General features: G+C 38.0%; 18 protein-coding genes. 2 read left to right on the top strand and 16 right to left on the bottom strand.

Features of this window, described 5'->3' with window-relative positions:
• Window positions 1-207 precede the first annotated feature (207 nt).
• Together ACFSGI_RS09685 and ACFSGI_RS09680 are read left to right on the top strand one after the other, a co-directional pair.
• On the top strand, window positions 208-2,094 hold the full coding sequence (locus tag ACFSGI_RS09685; protein WP_204823926.1) for a beta-glucoside-specific PTS transporter subunit IIABC: 1,887 nt from the start codon (window positions 208-210) through the stop codon (window positions 2,092-2,094).
• A gap of 253 nt (window positions 2,095-2,347) precedes the next feature.
• Window positions 2,348-3,808 carry a glycoside hydrolase family 1 protein gene (locus ACFSGI_RS09680; protein WP_204823925.1) on the top strand — a complete coding sequence of 487 codons (1,461 nt, stop codon included), beginning with the start codon at window positions 2,348-2,350 and terminating at the stop codon, window positions 3,806-3,808.
• 165 nt (window positions 3,809-3,973) lie between these two features.
• Here ACFSGI_RS09680 and ACFSGI_RS09675 read toward each other — a convergent pair whose 3' ends face one another.
• The 16 genes from ACFSGI_RS09675 to ACFSGI_RS09600 form a co-directional block, all read right to left on the bottom strand.
• Window positions 3,974-4,423 (bottom strand): MerR family transcriptional regulator, encoded by a 450-nt coding sequence (locus ACFSGI_RS09675; protein WP_379283065.1) that lies wholly within the window; start codon window positions 4,421-4,423, stop codon window positions 3,974-3,976.
• A 30-nt stretch (window positions 4,424-4,453) separates the two neighbouring features.
• Window positions 4,454-5,182, bottom strand: a complete 729-nt coding sequence (locus ACFSGI_RS09670) for an SDR family oxidoreductase (RefSeq protein ID WP_204823924.1) — start codon at window positions 5,180-5,182, stop codon at window positions 4,454-4,456.
• A gap of 218 nt (window positions 5,183-5,400) precedes the next feature.
• On the bottom strand, window positions 5,401-6,540 hold the full coding sequence (locus ACFSGI_RS09665; protein ID WP_204823923.1) for an SLAC1 family transporter: 1,140 nt from the start codon (window positions 6,538-6,540) through the stop codon (window positions 5,401-5,403).
• Between the two features lie 161 nt (window positions 6,541-6,701).
• Window positions 6,702-7,412: an SDR family oxidoreductase gene (locus ACFSGI_RS09660; RefSeq protein ID WP_204823922.1), complete on the bottom strand. Its 711-nt coding sequence runs from the start codon at window positions 7,410-7,412 to the stop codon at window positions 6,702-6,704.
• A 2-nt stretch (window positions 7,413-7,414) separates the two neighbouring features.
• Entirely contained in the window at window positions 7,415-7,765 is a 351-nt protein-coding gene (locus ACFSGI_RS09655) for a MerR family transcriptional regulator (protein ID WP_204823921.1), read from the bottom strand.
• A gap of 209 nt (window positions 7,766-7,974) precedes the next feature.
• The gene (rbsB, locus tag ACFSGI_RS09650) at window positions 7,975-8,901 is read right to left on the bottom strand and encodes a ribose ABC transporter substrate-binding protein RbsB (RefSeq protein WP_204823920.1); all 927 of its coding nucleotides are present in this window, start codon (window positions 8,899-8,901) and stop codon (window positions 7,975-7,977) included.
• 34 nt (window positions 8,902-8,935) lie between these two features.
• Complete coding sequence (rbsC, locus tag ACFSGI_RS09645) at window positions 8,936-9,904, bottom strand: ABC transporter permease subunit (RefSeq protein WP_204823919.1); 969 nt, start codon at window positions 9,902-9,904, stop codon at window positions 8,936-8,938.
• A 1-nt stretch (window position 9,905) separates the two neighbouring features.
• The gene (locus ACFSGI_RS09640; protein WP_204823918.1) at window positions 9,906-11,387 is read right to left on the bottom strand and encodes a sugar ABC transporter ATP-binding protein; all 1,482 of its coding nucleotides are present in this window, start codon (window positions 11,385-11,387) and stop codon (window positions 9,906-9,908) included.
• Between the two features lie 61 nt (window positions 11,388-11,448).
• Entirely contained in the window at window positions 11,449-11,856 is a 408-nt protein-coding gene (gene rbsD, locus ACFSGI_RS09635; RefSeq protein WP_204823917.1) for a D-ribose pyranase, read from the bottom strand.
• On the bottom strand, window positions 11,856-12,761 hold the full coding sequence (gene rbsK, locus ACFSGI_RS09630; protein ID WP_204823916.1) for a ribokinase: 906 nt from the start codon (window positions 12,759-12,761) through the stop codon (window positions 11,856-11,858). Before rbsK ends, rbsD begins: the two co-directional genes overlap by 1 nt.
• A gap of 104 nt (window positions 12,762-12,865) precedes the next feature.
• Window positions 12,866-13,843 carry a LacI family DNA-binding transcriptional regulator gene (locus ACFSGI_RS09625; RefSeq protein ID WP_204823915.1) on the bottom strand — a complete coding sequence of 326 codons (978 nt, stop codon included), beginning with the start codon at window positions 13,841-13,843 and terminating at the stop codon, window positions 12,866-12,868.
• A 342-nt stretch (window positions 13,844-14,185) separates the two neighbouring features.
• On the bottom strand, window positions 14,186-15,082 hold the full coding sequence (locus ACFSGI_RS09620) for an aldo/keto reductase (RefSeq protein ID WP_204823914.1): 897 nt from the start codon (window positions 15,080-15,082) through the stop codon (window positions 14,186-14,188).
• Between the two features lie 60 nt (window positions 15,083-15,142).
• Entirely contained in the window at window positions 15,143-15,805 is a 663-nt protein-coding gene (locus ACFSGI_RS09615; protein ID WP_204823913.1) for a hypothetical protein, read from the bottom strand.
• Between the two features lie 6 nt (window positions 15,806-15,811).
• Window positions 15,812-16,453: a hypothetical protein gene (locus tag ACFSGI_RS09610; RefSeq protein ID WP_204823912.1), complete on the bottom strand. Its 642-nt coding sequence runs from the start codon at window positions 16,451-16,453 to the stop codon at window positions 15,812-15,814.
• 31 nt (window positions 16,454-16,484) lie between these two features.
• Entirely contained in the window at window positions 16,485-17,099 is a 615-nt protein-coding gene (locus ACFSGI_RS09605; protein ID WP_204823911.1) for a YdcF family protein, read from the bottom strand.
• A 65-nt stretch (window positions 17,100-17,164) separates the two neighbouring features.
• A complete protein-coding gene (locus tag ACFSGI_RS09600) occupies window positions 17,165-17,401 on the bottom strand; it encodes a DUF3953 domain-containing protein (protein WP_204823910.1) in 237 nt (78 codons plus the stop codon).
• Window positions 17,402-17,519 lie beyond the last annotated feature (118 nt).

Raw genomic sequence — 17,519 nt, 5'->3', positions numbered from 1 at the left:
AAACTGATGGTGAAAAAGACGCGCTATATTCATGTCTATTTCACCACGAGTTTAGGTTTTTCTTGTTTATAAAAGAAAACAAAGAGCGCCGGCAATTTCTTTTTGTTTCTTTTATCTACAGTAAAGCTTTCCTTTCACCCATGTCGGCCAACATGTCGTGAGGATTTTGTACTAATCGATGTATTTATTACAAAGGAGCTATCAATCATGAGCAATCAAGATTCATCCAAACAAATTATTAAGCTGGTCGGCGGAGAATCGAATGTCAATTCGGTATTCCATTGTGCAACACGTTTACGCTTCAAATTAAAAGATTCCAGTAAAGCAGATAAAGCTACTCTCGAAAAAACACCGGGTATTATCACAGTGGTTGAAAATAGCGGACAATTCCAAGTCGTGATCGGCAACTCTGTCAGTCAGGTGTACGATAAAATTATGGCTGAAACCAATTTACAAGATGTAGAAAAATCGACTGAAGCACAACCAACTACAACAGATAAAGATACCAATATCTTAGGTAAAGCAGTCGATATTATTTCTAGTATCTTCTCTCCTCTGCTTGGAGCTTTAGCAGGTGCAGGGGTACTCAAAGGGTTAGTCGCTTTATTTTTAGCCCTTCACTGGTTAGATGACAAATCAGGTACTTATTTGGTGCTTAATGCAGCATCAGACAGTGTATTTTATTTCTTACCGATCTTCTTGGCGGTTACCTCTGCTCGTAAGTTCAAAACGAATCAGTTTGTATCAATTGCGATTGCAGGTGCATTGGTCTATCCTACAATTTTGACAGCATTAGATAGTGGTATAAGTCTAAGCTTTCTAAATATTCCAATTGTACTGGTTAACTATACATCCAGTGTAATTCCGATTATTTTGGCAGTATGGGTACAATCGTATGTAGAACGTTTTGCAAGCTCATTTATTCATGAATCGGTCAAAAATATTTTGGTACCGATGGTTGCTTTGTTAGTCGTGATTCCTTTAACATTCCTTGTATTTGGCCCTGTTGGTCATTTAGTCAGTCAAGGATTAGCATCCGGTTTCACATGGATTTATAATTTGAGCCCTATTCTAGCCGGTGGTATCGCAGGGGCATTCTGGCAAGTGTTTGTTATTTTCGGCGTACACTGGGGTTTTGTTCCGATTATGCTTGGAAATATTGCTGCTAATGGATTTGATCCTATGTTGCCAATGCTTACTGCTGCGGTTATGGCTCAAGCCGGTGCAACATTAGGTGTATTTTTCAAATCAAGAAATAAAGATACCAAAGCATTGGCGGGTTCTTCTACACTTGCAGCGATCTTCGGGATTACTGAACCGACGATTTACGGGATTACTTTGAAATTGAAAAAACCGTTTATTTATGCTTGTATCGCAGGTGCTGTAGGTGGCGCGATTATCGGTGCTGGTGGTTCTAGAGCGATTGCTTTTGCTCTCCCTGGTTTGCTTGCTTTGCCTACGTATATTGGTACTGGATTTGGTGCAGTTGTTATTGGACTTCTAGCTGCTTTTGTACTAGCTGGTCTATTGGTCTATATTCTTGGATTCAAAGAAGAAGCTACAGTTGTTACAGATGCTGTTGCTCCTGCTCCAACAGGCAGTTCAACAACTACTGCTCCGACGACTGCTTCTGTTATTGCTAAAGAAGTCATTATCAGTCCATTACAAGGAACAACGATGCCACTTGAATCGCTAGAAGATCCAGCCTTTTCTTCAGGTGCTATGGGTAAAGGGATTGCGATTGAACCTACTTCAGGTCTATTGACTTCACCTGTGAGTGGTACGGTGACGACTGTTTTCCCAACAGGACACGCTATAGGTATCACGTCTAACGATGGAGCTGAAATGTTGATTCATGTCGGTATGAATACCGTTCGTTTGAAAGGTCAATTTTTTGAGAAAATGGTTAAAGAAGGCGATATCGTGGAGCAAGGACAATTGTTGCTCAAATTTGATATTGAACAGATTCGCGCCGCTGGTTATGTTCTCTCTACACCTGTGATTGTAACCAATGCCGCTAGTTATCTGGATGTACTCAAAACATCTGAATCTGAAGTCAACAATCAAGATTATCTGTTAACCGCTGTCGTCTAAGATTCACGTTAGATTTATGGCAGGTGCTTGAAAACGCTATTCTTGTGTATTACAATAAAGAAAGATAAATAAATAACTCAGGATTGTGACTGGTCATGCAGGCAAAACCTAAATGGATCATGTAAAGGTACTCTTACGTAGAGACTTCCTTTCATTTTCTGTTTAGGTTTTTGTTATTTTATAGGATGTTTTTGCATAATCATCATGATCCTCAATTATATTTTTATACTCTATGACGAAAGAGGTAATGAACATGACGAATGTACAACAAGGATTTCCTAAAGACTTCTTATGGGGCGGAGCAACCGCGGCAAACCAGCTTGAAGGCGCATATAATGTAGATGGTAAAGGTCTTTCCAGTGCCGATATGATCGCTTATATTCCAAAAGAAGAACGCGGGATTACGAACCATGCAATGGAAGTTTCTTCAGAACGTATTGCACAAATTCTAAGTGGTGAATTTGAAGCACGCTTCCCTAAACGTGACGGGATCGACTTTTATCACCGTTACAAAGAAGATATTGCTTTATTTGCAGAAATGGGCTTCAAAGTGTTCCGCCTTTCGATTCATTGGTCACGTATTTTCCCAAATGGTTATGATGAGCAACCGAACGAAGCAGGTCTACAATTCTATGACAATGTATTCGATGAGTTGCGTAAATATAATATAGAACCTTTAGTTACTCTTTCTCACTATGAGACTCCACTCGGTCTGACTGAAAAGTATAACGGCTGGGTAAATCGTGAAGTCGTTGATCATTTTGCTCGTTATGCAGAGACAGTATTTACACGTTACAAAGACAAAGTAAAATACTGGTTAACGTTTAACGAAATCAACGTATTGACGATCAGTGCTTTTACAGGTGGCGGTGTTGTAATCGATCGCGAAGAAAACAAACTACAAGCGATGTATCAGGCGCTCCATCATCAATTTGTAGCTAGTTCGATCGCTACTAAATTGTGTCACGAAATTATTCCAGGTTCTCAAATCGGCTGTATGTTAGCTCGTATGGAAACATATCCGTTCAGCAGTAATCCAGCAGATATTCGTCAAGCGCAACATGATAACCAGATGAATCTATTCTTTACCGATGTTCATGCACGCGGTGAATATCCAAGATTTATGAACCGTTATTTTGCTGAAAACAATATCGTGATTCAAAAAGAAGCTGGCGATGACGAAATTCTTAAAAAATATACAGTTGATTATATTTCCTTTAGCTACTATATGTCGATCACTGTGACTACAGGAGCAGATGGTGACAAAGCGGCTGGTAACTTATTTGGCGGTGTAAAAAACCCTTATTTGGAAGCTTCTGACTGGGGATGGCAGATCGATCCTATCGGTCTACGTGTAACTTTGAACAACTTCTATGATCGTTACCAAAAACCATTATTTATCGTTGAAAATGGTCTGGGTGCATTCGACAAAGTAGAAGAAGATGGTTCGATCCATGATACGTATCGTATCGAATACTTGCGCAAACATATCGAGCAAATGCGCGAAGCGATTGCAGACGGGGTAGAATTGATGGGTTATACAAGCTGGGGCCCTATCGACCTTGTAAGTATGTCGACTTCTGAAATGTCTAAACGTTATGGATTTATCTATGTTGATCAAGATGATGATGGTAACGGTACACTCAAACGTTCTAAAAAAGATTCGTTTGAATGGTACAAAAATGTAATTGCTACTAATGGAGCAGAACTATAAAACAGCATCACCCTTAATGCGATACTATGATTGCACTCTTTCTGAGCGATTAGCTGACTAGATCATCAATCTTCAGGTAACTAACAAGAAAGAGTGTGACAAAGTAATAAAAAAGACGTATCTTCTCTGCAAAGAGGATACGTCTTTTTATATACAAATGAACTTTTACGTATGACGGGCTAACATTCTTTCACTGACTACCGCATCACATTCATGACTGTTACGATCTGGATTTTGGGCTGTTTCCATATAATGTTCAATCGTATATTCCAGAAAACGCTGTGTTTCTAACAGTTGTGCAATACTTTCCTGCACTTTAAGATGATGTTCTTTAAGTATCTGTAATCTTGTATCTAATGTACTGTCACCGGTAACTGCCAATTCCCGGTACTCCTTCATTTGCTCTAACGTCATCCCTGTCGCTTTCAATCGAGTCAAAAAGATAATGCCTTGAATTTGTTGCTTATTATAAGTTCGATGTCCATTCGGCTGACGATCTGCATAAGGCAATAACCCTAATTTTTCATAATACCGAATTGTATCTTCACTTAGACCTGTTAATTCAGAAGCCTGTTTAATCGTTGTATACGGTTCAGGAATATTAGTTATGCTCATAATTATGATCTCCTTGATTGAGATTGGATATCACCAAGGAACAATTCCATTTTCATCAAAAAATTGTCCTGTTGGCCCATCTTCATCTAATGTAGCGAGTTTTACAATAATAGTAGCTGCTTGTTCTACAGAACGAGGACCTGTATGACCATTAAAGTCAGTAGCAGTGTATCCTGGATCAGCAGCATTGATTTTGAGTGCTGTATCTTTAAATTCTTTGGCAAACATCACAGTTACCGCATTCAAACTTGCTTTGGAACTAGAGTAAGCCAGTCCGTTAAAAGCAGCATATTCGTAATTCGGATCGCTATTTTGAGTTATCGAACCGAGTCCACTCGATACATTGACGATACGTCCTGCTGAAGATTTTTGTAATAAAGGTAATAATTGTTGTGTTAATTCCACGACTGCAAATACATTAGTATCATATACCTTACGCATATTTTCTACTTTATATTGACTAGGCGGGGACATCTCGTCTATTGAAACACCTGCATTATTAATCAATACATCTAATGATCCTGATTGTTGTTCGATTTGATGAACAGCAGATTGAATTGTTGAAGAATTGGTAACATCCAGCAATACAAAATGAGCTTCTATTCCTTGTTGTAACAATTGCTCTACAGCCGTCTGTCCGCGAGACTCATCACGAGCTCCTATAAATACAATATATCCTTGACGACCTAATTGTTGTGCCGTCTCATAACCGATTCCTTTATTAGCGCCTGTAATTAAAACAGTTTTAGCTTGACTCATAAATGTAGCCTCTTTTCTGAAATAGATTAGTTGTGCTACATCTACTGTACAACTTGGAGTATACTCCAAGTCAATCATAAGATTTCAAACGTTGTTCTAATATAGCAGTAAGAGAGTAACTATGTTATACATCATTAGACGTGATTAGGGACAATGGATAATATAGAAATAACGAATTTACTTACTATAAAAGAAGATTCGTTATTTCTATATGCCTATTATTTTACTTTTCGCGAATGTACATGAGGTATCCGTTGAACAGGCAATTCTACCACTACAGTACGATGTCTGTATGCTTCGATAGATAGTACACATTGCCAGATTAATAATAACACTGTAATCCATGCTGTAATCATCACGATTCCACTTTGTAGAGGCGATACAGGTTGCTGAACAAGAGTACTCTGGTTAATTATGATCAGCCGCCATGTGAATAAATTAAATATACCCAGTGTAAATATTCGGCTCCATTGAGTCACATCATACGTACCGACCGCTGTTTTCCAGCCATGTCGTTTGATTCTCATCACTGCACGAATCATTTCAATACATTCCACAACAAGTAAAATGCCTAATGTTATCCACCATAATATAGATACTGCATCCAGCGTCCAGCTAGACGTTTCGATCACAGCTACACCTGTAATCGCTAGTGCTCCATACATCATTACATTGTTGCTTTGTGATTGATCTGCTGTATTCCACGCATATCGTATATAGCGATAGATCATTAAGCTGGCTAATCCTACATACAAGATCAATCCCCATCCAATCAGTAGACGGCAAATAATCAACATCGCTTCACTATGTCCAAAAATATCATACAGCAACATGGCTATCGATTGAGTGGCTACTGTGGCGAGCAAAATAATACCATGTACATGTCGTCCACCTTGCATTCTAGCGATATCGATCATACTTTTGCCAACCCAGTACATAAAGAAGATCCATAATCCGATCATCATTACCGCTACAATCAACACTGTCTCATATACCCATGAAGATGGAAACGAAGTATAGATCGTTATTAATAAAATAGATGTTCCTGCAATCCATGTTCCTATCGCAAAGCGTCCAACAGGATCAGCTAAATGTATAGCATAAAATTCATCTTTACGAATCGAAGTAATATAACCAAGAAGCAAATAAATCCAAATAGCAATCAATATGATTACAAATATAGAAGTCGCATACGAATACACAGATAATCCTGTGAGCTCACTCCATGCTCCTTGTATAAAAATCCCTCCAACCATCAGTATACTTCCCGCGGCTGTAGGCATATCAGATTTTCGCCTATACGTATGTGTAGTCATTAAGCCTACAATGATACAAGCGAGCATCAAAATAATTAGCATACTATTGATCTCCTTCTTTAAGATTTACTATCTTTCATGATCTACTACTAATGATTATACTTCATTTGATGTGAGAATTGTTTAGCAGCTAGAATTATATACTTTATACATATAATTCCCGTTACATACTCAATAGCTATTTTTTTAATATTTTTAATTATTCACCATTTTATATTTCCATTGTCATCAAAAAATCCACCTGTAGGTCCTGATTGATCAAGAGTTGCCAGATGAATAGCAATAGCAGCTCCTTCTTCAGGGGTACGCTTACCTTTAAAATCATTGAAATCGGTTGCTACATGACCTGGTGCTGCTGAATTTACTTTTATACCTACACTTGCTAATTCTTTAGCATAATGAACAGTCAGTGCATTGAGTGCAGTCTTTGAAGATGAATATGAAATTGAAGGTTGTCCAATAAATGCTCCTTCATCACCAAGTGATCCTCTTAAACTAGATACATTAACAATTCTTCCAGACGAAGATTTTCGAATTAAGGGTAACATCGAATTGATAACAGCAACGACTCCAAATACATTCGTTTCATAAACTTTTTTAAATTCAATTACATCTGCTTCTCCTGGCTTCGATCGTGAAGCAGCAACACCTGCATTATTAACTAAAATATCTAAATGTCCATAAGTGCTCTCAATTTTTTGATACGCTGCTTCAATAGAAGTTGGATTAGTAACATCAATTTCTAAAAAATAAATGTCGCCATCATTTTTTAGATCAGCTACAGCATTTAGACCACGTTCTGAATTTCTAGACCCTAGTAGTACCGTGATTCCCTGGTTCGCTAGACCTTTTACAATCGCTTTTCCGATTCCTTTATTAGCTCCTGTAACAAGTGCAATCGTTTTAGATTTCATTTTTATTCCTCCATTTTTTTTGTAACTTTCATTTTTTTGAGTTTGATATCGATTATTTTTTGTAACTCTGTCATTTGTTGCTCTAATGTGATTTTGTAGTTCTCAAGCATAGTATGTCTACCTTCAGATGTGCAGATTTGCATATAGACTTTTATATTTTCTAAGGACATTCCAGTCTTTTTGAGACAAGCTATTACATGAAGCTTGTCCACATCATCTGTACTATATATCCGATACCCTACTTCATTACGTAAAACAGGTGGAATCAGCCCGATTTTTTCATAATAGAGGATAGTATCTTTGCTTAACCCTGTTATGTCCGAAGTTTGTTTTAAGGCATTCACTTTATTCATATCATCACCACTTTCTTTTCTCTATAGATCCATATTACATCCCTGAGTTCACTCCGGGTCAAGAACATATTTTCGAAGATTTTATATGTAGTAGTTGCTTATTACACATTTCATATGAATTGATACAGCTTACTTAAAACCTATAATCATACAAAAAAAGGAGATCAATTTATAATTGATCTCCTTTGAGCTTATTCTTCTTATTTCACTTATTGATCTTCTTTTGTTACTAATTTCAAAGGAGCTGGAATCGATTTTTCAACCGTTTTACCTTGAAGAACATCGCGAGCAGCATCCACAGCCATTTGTCCGATCAGTTCAGGTTGTTGAGCGACTGTAGCCGTCAATTTTCCATCTTTGATCGAATTTAGTGCATCTTCATTACCATCGAAGCCGATCACAGGAATATCTTTGCCTGAACTTTGGATTGCTTCAATCGCACCAAGTGCCATTTCATCGTTATGAGCAAATACTGCTTGTACATCTGGATTGCCTTGAAGTAGATTTTCCATAACCGTTAGACCTTTTGTACGGTCAAAATCTGCTGCTTGGCTAGCGACTACATCCAATTCTTTATCTGCGATATCATGGAACCCTTTACCACGTTCACGAGTAGCCGATGCACCCGGTACACCTTGTAATTCGATCACTTTAGCATCTTTGCCTAATTCTTTGACAATATATTCAGCCGCCATTTTGCCACCTTTGACATTATCAGAAGCGACCAATGCTTTGACATCTCCTTTGTCCGCAGAACGATCTAACGTAACGACAGGAATATCTAATGTATTGGCAGATTGAACCGCGGCAGAGATCGCTGCTGAATCAGTCGGGTTAATTAACAATGCATCTACCCCTTGCTGAATCAGATCATCGACATCATTACTTTGCTTAGCTGAATCATTTTGCGCATCGACTACAATCACTTCAATGTTTAGCTTTTTGGCTTCTTTCACTACACCGTCTTTAAGTGATACAAAAAATGGATTATTTAAAGTAGATACAGACAGACCAATCTTAATTTCGCCTGCATTTGCTGATTTTTTTGATTTTGCCCATGCTGGAGGTTGAAGTGAACAACCTGCTAGTAAAATAACGGTCATAACTACAGCAAGCAACGATATAACTTTTTTCATACTGGATTCCTCTTTTCCTTTTAAAATCAACGGATTATGCAGATTTTTTGCGATCAATCAAGACGGCAATTACAATAACGATCCCTTTTACAACCATTTGATAGAACGAAGATACACCTAACAAATTCAGACCGTTATTCAATGTACCGATAATCAGCGCACCAATCAGTGTTCCTACGATTCGTCCACGTCCACCAGAAAGACTTGTTCCTCCTAGTACAACTGCTGCAATAGCATCCAACTCATAAGAGGTACCTGCTGTTGGTTGTGCTGAATTAAGACGGGAAGTTAAGATTGCTCCTGCTAATGCAGATAATGCACCTGCTAGGGAGTAAATCATAATTTTAACACGTGGTACTTTGATACCGGATACGATAGCTGCTTTTTCATTACCACCGATTGCATATGTTTTACGACCAAATGGAGTTTTGTGCAATATCACCCACAATACGATAAATGTGATTGCCATCGTAATTGCAGGTACAGGAATCCCTAAGAAATAGCCACGTCCGAATAATTGAAATGCCATACTATCGCCAAGTCCTGTGATAGGATTACCATTTGTATATACTAGAGTAAGTCCGCGGAATATCGTCATTGTTGCTAGTGTAGCGATAAATGGAGCCATTTTACCTTTGGTGATCATCAGTCCATTGACCATACCCATCACGCCACCTGCTGCGCATCCGATAATAATCGCTAAGATTGGATCAACGCCTGCTAACATCAGGTTCGCTACAAAAGCACTGGATAAAGCTAGAATCGAACCAACCGATAGATCAATACCGCCTGTCAAAATAACAAAAGTCATACCAAAAGCAATCAGCGCATTAATTGCAACCTGACGTAACAGATTCAAAATATTAAGCGGTTCCAAAAAGTCTGGATTCAATACCGATACAATAATGACTAGAATAATAAATCCAAGCAACGGCCCAAGCTTTTGGGTTACATTTGATAATTTGAAATTTTTCTCTGGTTTTTCTTTCGTTATTGTTGTCATATTACTGTCCTCCTGTAGCTAACGTCATAATATTTTCCTGTGTAGCTTCTTGACTGGATAGTTCGCCACTAATCTTGCCTTCATGGACGACTACAATGCGATCACTCATTCCAAGTACTTCTGGCAATTCAGAAGACACCATAATAATCGCTACACCACGATCTGTTAGTTCATTCATCAATTGATAAATTTCACGCTTTGCTCCTACATCGACTCCGCGGGTAGGTTCGTCCAAAATCAAAACACTTGGGCCGATACCAATCCATTTAGCGATAACGATTTTTTGCTGATTACCACCGGATAGACTACGTGCAGGTGTCTCCGCAGATTGTGTTTTTACTTGCAAGCGTTTGATCAATGTATCTACAAATTCGGCTTCTTTTTTACTGGAAATAAATCCTTTGGAAGAGAAACTAAATAAGTTAGGTAGCGCCATATTTTCACGAATAGAAAAATCAAGCACTAATCCTTCATCTTTACGATCTTCTGTAATAAAGCCTATACTATGCTTCACTGCATCATCAGGTCTGCGAATATTTACTTTTTTACCGCGTATCCAGATTTCTCCGCTATCTAGCTTATCAAGTCCAAACAACGTACGCATAATCTCTGTCCGTCCCGACCCCATTAAGCCGGAAAATCCTACAATTTCTCCTGCATGTACGGTGAAGCTTACGTTCTGGAATTGACCTTTTTTACTGGCGTTTTTCACTTCCAAAATCACTTCGCCACGTTGCGGTGTACGAGCAGGATACCGTTCTGTCAATTCACGACCTACCATTTTTTTAACGACTTCATCAAAATGAGTATGTGGAATTTCTTTGGTATCGACTGTTTTGCCATCGCGCATAATCGTAATTCGATCACAAATCGCAAATATTTCTTCCATTCTGTGCGAAATGTATACGATCGATACTCCCTCTTTTTTGAGCGCTACAATGACTTCGAATAGCTTTTGAATTTCACGCTCGGTTAATGCCGCAGTCGGTTCATCCATAACGATTACTTTCGCGTCTGTCATTAACGCTTTGGCGATCTCGATCATTTGTTGTTGTCCAACAGAACAATCTCCTGCTTCGCCTTGCAAAGGCAAATCGACGGCTAATTTACGAAATTGCTCTTTTGCTAGCGTTTTCATTTGTTTGGTATTCAGTAAACCCCATTTGGATGTCATCTCTTTACCGATAAATAAATTTTCAAGTACGGTCATATCACGCCAGATATTAAGCTCCTGATGAATAAAAGCGATCCCTTTTTGTTCAGCTACTTTGGGATTATCAAAATATGTCTCTTGTCCATCGATCACAATCGTACCTTGATCACGCTCATGCAGACCAATCAAAATATTCATTAATGTTGACTTGCCCGCTCCATTTTCACCCATCAGTGCATGAACTTCGCCTGTGCGGAGATCAAAATCGACTCCGCTCAAGACTTGGTTTGTACCGAAGGATTTGTAAATACCATTCATTTGAATCTGCATAGACAATGCCTCCTTTAAATCTGTTGTACTATTTATGCCCTATAATTAGCATGCTCTTCTACTACTCTGTTGCGCCAAAATAAACACCTGCATGCAAAATGCAATTCGCATACGGTCTGGATTCACCAGTACGAATAATCACTTTCGCTTTTTGACAGTATTGCTTGAATTGTTCATGACTGCATCTGGATAATGGAATAGTTGCGAACTTATCTTGCATATATAAAAAGGTATCTGGATTCTGTTCTACCATCTCTTCTGCGATTGTAATCTGTTCAATCTCCATATCTTCCGAGATCACATGAACAACATCCCGAAAGCTAGGCACTCCATACGTAAGAGCAAGATCAATCTTAGACACTCCATCCGGTACAGGTAATCCTATATCTGCAATCACAATATAATCGGTATGTCCAAGATCAGCTAATACTTTAGCAATATGACTATTCAAAATGCCGCTTTTCTTCATTACAGTTGTTCCTCTACTTCCTGACGTGTAGGCATACCGCCTTGTGCACCGAATTTAGTAACAGAAAGAGAAGCTGCACGATTGCCAAAACGTAATGCGTCTTGTAAAGACTGACCTTCTGCTAATGCCACACCAAAAGCCGCATTAAATGTATCTCCTGCGCCTGTAGTATCGATAGCATCTACTTTGTACGTCGGTACAACCACTTCTTGTTGACCATCATAATAACGAACACCTTTACTTCCTTCGGTTACAAACAACCGATTCGGATGTTCACGTAATGCTTCTTCTAACGTCTGCCCTTCAAAAACAATTCCTGCTTCATGTTCATTTGGCGTAATATAGGATAAATTCTGTATCACTGTCTTATTCACATGACGAGCCGGCGCTGGATTCAATAACAAAGGCACTTTAGCATCCGCACATACTTGGCTGACATAAGTTACCGTTTCTTCTGGAATTTCTTGCTGAATCATGACAAGATCAGAAGCTTGAATCACATCAATAGCTTGAGCAACATACTCTGGAGTGACATGATCATTGGCTGCTTTGACAACAATAATACTGTTATCTCCTTCTGCTAAAATAATATGTGCTGTTCCGCTCTCCATATCTGTAACCGGTTCCACATAATCTACATTAACGTGATTATCTTTAAAGTTTTGTAAAATCGTTGTACCTAAATGATCATCACCTACGCGACCAATCATCGTTACATGTGCTCCTAACCGCGCTGCTGCTACCGCTTGATTGGCTCCTTTTCCGCCGGGAACCGTTTTGAAGCTTTCTCCAAGAACAGTTTCGCCTGCTCCTGGACGCTTAGAAGAAGTAACCACCAAGTCCATCGAACAACTACCAATTACACAAATTTTAGCTTTAGAAGAATTTTGCTGAGATTGAGACATATTACAATTCCACCTTTCTGTTTCTTTTATTTGAAATCAAAACATATTATTTTAGATCAAGTCACTATGATAAATCATGATTTTAGACGAAAATATATCTACGATTATAGCTTACGAGTCGTCTCACGTTCTATAAATTGAACAGGCATCTGAATCGTTCGTTGTTCTCCTGCTGTGCCTTCGATCAATTGAATTAATAAATCTGCTGCCGCTCTGCCCATATCATAAGCTGGCTGACGAATTGTAGATAATGCTGGTGATAACAGACTGCTTAAAGGAATATCATCAAATCCAATAATCTGCACATCTTGTGGTACTTTTTTGCCTAGTCGATATGCTTCTTGGATCACTGCTGTAGCTACAATATCGTTACTTGCTATCACCCCGTCTGTATCAGGGTATTGTTCAAACAGCTCTTTTGCCCAGCGATCTGCATCGGTAAATGAAAAAGATGAGGTCTGCGTCGTATGGTAATCAATCCCCATATCTTGCAACACTTCTATTGCTCCTTGAAAACGATCTTGTGCGGGACGAATATGAATAGGCCCTTGCATCACTGTAATATGATGACTTCCACGCTGAATCATTTGCTGTGCTGCTAGTCGTCCACCTTCACGTCCATCTGCATAGACCGCAGGACGATCACTTGATATACGATCCAAAAACACAACCGGAATTTTCAATGAACGATATGAAGCTGTACCTGGATCATTTGTAGATGAGATCACACCGACTACATTATTTTGAACAAAAGTCTGTATGTAATCTTGCTCTTTCTTTTGACTCTCGTCACTATTGCCAAAAATTAAGCGGAATCCACTTTCCTGCATCCGATCTTCTACCCCGCGAGCGAGTTGGGGAAAGTAAGGGTTCGTAATATCAGGTAGTAACAGACCAATCAATCTGGATTTACGTTTATACAAAGAACGTGCTACTTCATTAGGGGTATAGTTCAATTGTTGTACAGATTCTTCTACTTTACGCCGCGTATCTTCATGTACATAACCTGTCTCATTAATCACTCGTGAAACGGTAGCTACAGATACACCTGCATGGCGTGCTACATCTTTTATCGTTGTCATTTTCTTTTCACCTCAATGTGTAACCGGTTACAGGTATAAATTATCATATCCTTTTCGTTTTGACAACTATTATTTTAAATTTTGTTTTTTTGTTTTTGAATTTAATATTGAATGTTTGCTACTTTTTACATTCTGGATGTAGATACGTAAAAAGTATGTATAATATGTGTGTGACAAAGTGTATTTCTTTTCTTCTTATTATGAATTTTTCATATATTGAATTTTTATAAAATAAGATTAAAAACGATAAAGAACACAAAAAAGCTACCTTCTATCATTTCTAAGAAGATAGCTTTTTTTGTTATTAAAATAGTTACACTTATTGTATCTGTAGGCTCTATGTTACGTCTGTCCTACCCATTCTGGTTCTGCAATTTCTTGCCAGCGACTGCGTATCGCTTCAAAATGTTCTTTTGATAATGCTCCTTCTTTTAATAAAGCAGCATTTTCTGTCCACCGACTTGGTTTTGTTGTTCCAACAATCGCTGTATCTATTCCTTCAATACTCAATGTAAAACGTAGCGCACGCTCTATACTTTTTTGTACTTCTTCATCTTGCAAAAATCCGTAATTGAGATCACGCAATCGATTCCAATATACAAAAGGATATTCTTGCGCACCTACCGTTTCAAAAGTCCATGCAGCATTAGCTATCGGACGCTTGGCGACAATACCCATTCCTTGCTTGCGTGCTTCAGGAATTGTAAGAGCAATCGCTTCTTGGTCTGCAATATTGACAGATGTTTCAAGACTATCAAATACACCTGTATTAATAGCATAGAGGGCATTCGTATGATCACCACTATAACCAATATAGCGCGTTTTGCCTGCTTGTTTGGCACGTTGTAACACTTCAATCACTTCGCCACGACGAAGCACTTCTTCAGAGCAACTATGTAAATGGATCACATCTACATAATCTGTTTTGAGTCTTTTAAGACTGCGATCTATACTTTGCTCTAACATCACAGGATCCCAATCTGGAGCATCAAAATCTGCGGCATGTCCACATTTGGTAAATAAATAATAATCATCCCGGCGGTGAGCTAATGTATTTCCAATTAATTCTTCACTTTTTCCATAACATTCTGCAGTATCAATTACATTTAAGCCAGCATCCAATGCGCTATTCAGTAATTGTTTTACATCACTTTCGCTAACGCCACTTCCTATTTCAGAACCACCGAATCCCAGTACACTAACTTCCATATCTGTTTTACCATATTTGCGTTTCTCCATGATTGTAGCCTCCCTGGTCATGTGATTCGCTAATTTATTACCCTTCAGCTGTAAGCGTAATCACTTAATTGGAAAATATTGATTTGGATGATTCCAAGGAGGTTGATCCCAGACTACTTTTCGGGCAAATATTGTGTGCTCTATTCTAGTTTCAGTATAAAAGTCAGATTGCGAGGACTGCATATTATACGTCTCTAATTGATTAGGTACAATCGCTGCATCAAATAACCAATACTTGTTCTGATCTTGCTTGCTAATCAAAGCTTCCCAAGGCTGCCCATCTGTGGTTTCGTCTGTAAAATATATAGTCGTCTCGCCAAAATGTTTATAAAAAAGGCACATCGTATCCCAAATTAACGGTTGCCATTCTTTTTTTAAATGAGCACTTTTATAATCATCGATAATATGATCAGTCTCGAAAAATAAAACAATTTCGACTACATTCTGTTGCAGTTCTGTAAAAACATGCGGGGTTAATCCTATCAAAGCCGGCCAAACACTTACCGATGTATTATCCTTCAAAAGAGAAGTACGTTTTGCATTACATCCTGTATACATAAAAAAATTATCAGATAGTTCCCATTCAATCGTACCAAAATACGTTTGTAGATAATTACGTTCAAATCCATATTCAGATAAGCATTGTATAAAACGATCTCTAATCTCTGTAAATTGTGCTTCATCACATTCTATATACAATTGAACTTGAGAGTATTCAGACATAATTCCTTACAACTCCACATCAAATTCATCATCTTCTAAGCGATCCGGGCTGATCCAGCTCATTTTTTGAAGATTCAGTATTTGTTTAAATTGATCCACCAAATCGTGCATAAAATCCAACTGATCTACATGCTCCTGAGTCATGATCTGCTTTAATTGCTCGATCTGAGCTGGACTTACTTCAAATAGACCAAATTGCTCTACATGACAATTTTTAAATAGATTATCAAGTTGTTCTTGATATGCTGGATTCTGATGTAATTCCGTCAGCAGTTGTGAACGAACCCCTTCAAAATTAGGATTAGTATATAACAGCTCTACTGGATCTTCTTCCGGGTATTGCTCTAGCGCCATTTGATATAATGACATTTCTTCTAATTCATAATTATAATCAAAATGGGCTTTGGATATGCCGTCAGATAGAATATCATAACTCCACCCATGATCTTCTTCATGATCAAAGTGAAGAACAGGTACAGTATTGGAAATATCATAGACAGACAATGGAATCCTTGTATCAAAACTCGTATCTTTCATAAAAAATAAAGTCCAATCTTCATTAAGATGACCTGTAAACAGAGGGTTAAAATCCTCTAACAATTCGCTATGTTTGCGCTGAATCAAATGTCCTATCGTGTATTCACTCATTAGGCAACTCCTTATTTTTGGATAGAAATTTTTATGGAAGCTGTAACATCGCTTTGATCATCGCTAGATATTCGCGTAACATATTTTGAGGCAACAAGTACTCTAGTGACGGGCTTGCTATACCATGTACTTTAAAGCCAAGCGTGGAAGCGATCATTTCTGCACGATACAGATGATAATTGCTAGTCACAATCATGATCGAAGGTTGACTGACACCTTGTGCCTTCAAAATATCTTGAGAAAACTTTAAATTTTCAAAAGTACTGGTTGAACGATTTTCTTGAATAATACGGTTCTGATCGATACCTTGACCAACAAGATAACGGCTCATTGCTTCTGCTTCGGGAATATCTTCTCCCGGCCCTTGACCACCGGATACGATAACAGGCATATGAGGATGTTGCTTCAGATAGGCAATCCCGGTATCTACACGTTGTTGTAAAATAATCGATAACTGTGAACCTTTCAGCCCTGATCCTAAAATAATCACATACTCAATATCAGGAGCATGCGTATCATTGATCTTAAAACCAGATACGATCATAGATTCAATAATCGCAAATGAAAGCACAACTATAAAGATTCCTGTAACGATGATTCTTTTGAATACGTCATAACGACCTATCGTTTTCAAACGTTTTAACATGATTGTTCTCCTTATGTACAAGCAAGTTGCTATTGAACCGATGATCTACTCTATTTTTTATTTTTTTAAATTCCTACTGCAAAAGCAATCAAAATAAGTATGGCTGTTATCCAATACATATAGGCTAAGGATTTTCGTTGTTCTTTAAAAAGAGATATCCCTGCAGAAATCATCATCAATCCAAGAAACAAATAAGTATACCCAGTATATTTTTTTGTGACAAATTCCCAAATAGAAAGACCAATAACTAATACTACCAAAACAATAGTAATGATTTTAAAAGATAATTTATTACGTAACATTATATTCCTCCTTTCTTTTTTCAAATTATAACATCATTACGAATGCTTGCGAAATATAGGCGAAATGACTAGCAAATCAAAACCATCAAAAAAACTCCACTGCTACTTGAGTAACAGT

The sequence above is a fragment of the Paenibacillus nicotianae genome (genome assembly GCF_042681745.1).
GTDB classification, from domain to species: Bacteria; Bacillota; Bacilli; order Paenibacillales; family Paenibacillaceae; genus Saccharibacillus; species Saccharibacillus nicotianae.
This window is presented reverse-complemented; position numbering and strand designations above follow the sequence as displayed.

Excerpts from the sequence above, each read along its gene's own strand:
- ACFSGI_RS09685 (WP_204823926.1), top strand. The coding sequence starts at position 208 with ATGAGCAATCAAGATTCATCCAAACAAATTATTAAGCTGGTCGGCGGA.
- ACFSGI_RS09680 (WP_204823925.1), top strand. The coding sequence starts at position 2,348 with ATGACGAATGTACAACAAGGATTTCCTAAAGACTTCTTATGGGGCGGA.
- ACFSGI_RS09675 (WP_379283065.1), bottom strand. The coding sequence starts at position 4,423 with ATGAGCATAACTAATATTCCTGAACCGTATACAACGATTAAACAGGCT.
- ACFSGI_RS09670 (WP_204823924.1), bottom strand. The coding sequence starts at position 5,182 with ATGAGTCAAGCTAAAACTGTTTTAATTACAGGCGCTAATAAAGGAATC.
- ACFSGI_RS09665 (WP_204823923.1), bottom strand. The coding sequence starts at position 6,540 with ATGCTAATTATTTTGATGCTCGCTTGTATCATTGTAGGCTTAATGACT.
- ACFSGI_RS09660 (WP_204823922.1), bottom strand. The coding sequence starts at position 7,412 with ATGAAATCTAAAACGATTGCACTTGTTACAGGAGCTAATAAAGGAATC.
- ACFSGI_RS09655 (WP_204823921.1), bottom strand. The coding sequence starts at position 7,765 with ATGAATAAAGTGAATGCCTTAAAACAAACTTCGGACATAACAGGGTTA.
- rbsB (WP_204823920.1), bottom strand. The coding sequence starts at position 8,901 with ATGAAAAAAGTTATATCGTTGCTTGCTGTAGTTATGACCGTTATTTTA.
- rbsC (WP_204823919.1), bottom strand. The coding sequence starts at position 9,904 with ATGACAACAATAACGAAAGAAAAACCAGAGAAAAATTTCAAATTATCA.
- ACFSGI_RS09640 (WP_204823918.1), bottom strand. The coding sequence starts at position 11,387 with ATGCAGATTCAAATGAATGGTATTTACAAATCCTTCGGTACAAACCAA.
- rbsD (WP_204823917.1), bottom strand. The coding sequence starts at position 11,856 with ATGAAGAAAAGCGGCATTTTGAATAGTCATATTGCTAAAGTATTAGCT.
- rbsK (WP_204823916.1), bottom strand. The coding sequence starts at position 12,761 with ATGTCTCAATCTCAGCAAAATTCTTCTAAAGCTAAAATTTGTGTAATT.
- ACFSGI_RS09625 (WP_204823915.1), bottom strand. The coding sequence starts at position 13,843 with ATGACAACGATAAAAGATGTAGCACGCCATGCAGGTGTATCTGTAGCT.
- ACFSGI_RS09620 (WP_204823914.1), bottom strand. The coding sequence starts at position 15,082 with ATGGAGAAACGCAAATATGGTAAAACAGATATGGAAGTTAGTGTACTG.
- ACFSGI_RS09615 (WP_204823913.1), bottom strand. The coding sequence starts at position 15,805 with ATGTCTGAATACTCTCAAGTTCAATTGTATATAGAATGTGATGAAGCA.
- ACFSGI_RS09610 (WP_204823912.1), bottom strand. The coding sequence starts at position 16,453 with ATGAGTGAATACACGATAGGACATTTGATTCAGCGCAAACATAGCGAA.
- ACFSGI_RS09605 (WP_204823911.1), bottom strand. The coding sequence starts at position 17,099 with ATGTTAAAACGTTTGAAAACGATAGGTCGTTATGACGTATTCAAAAGA.
- ACFSGI_RS09600 (WP_204823910.1), bottom strand. The coding sequence starts at position 17,401 with ATGTTACGTAATAAATTATCTTTTAAAATCATTACTATTGTTTTGGTA.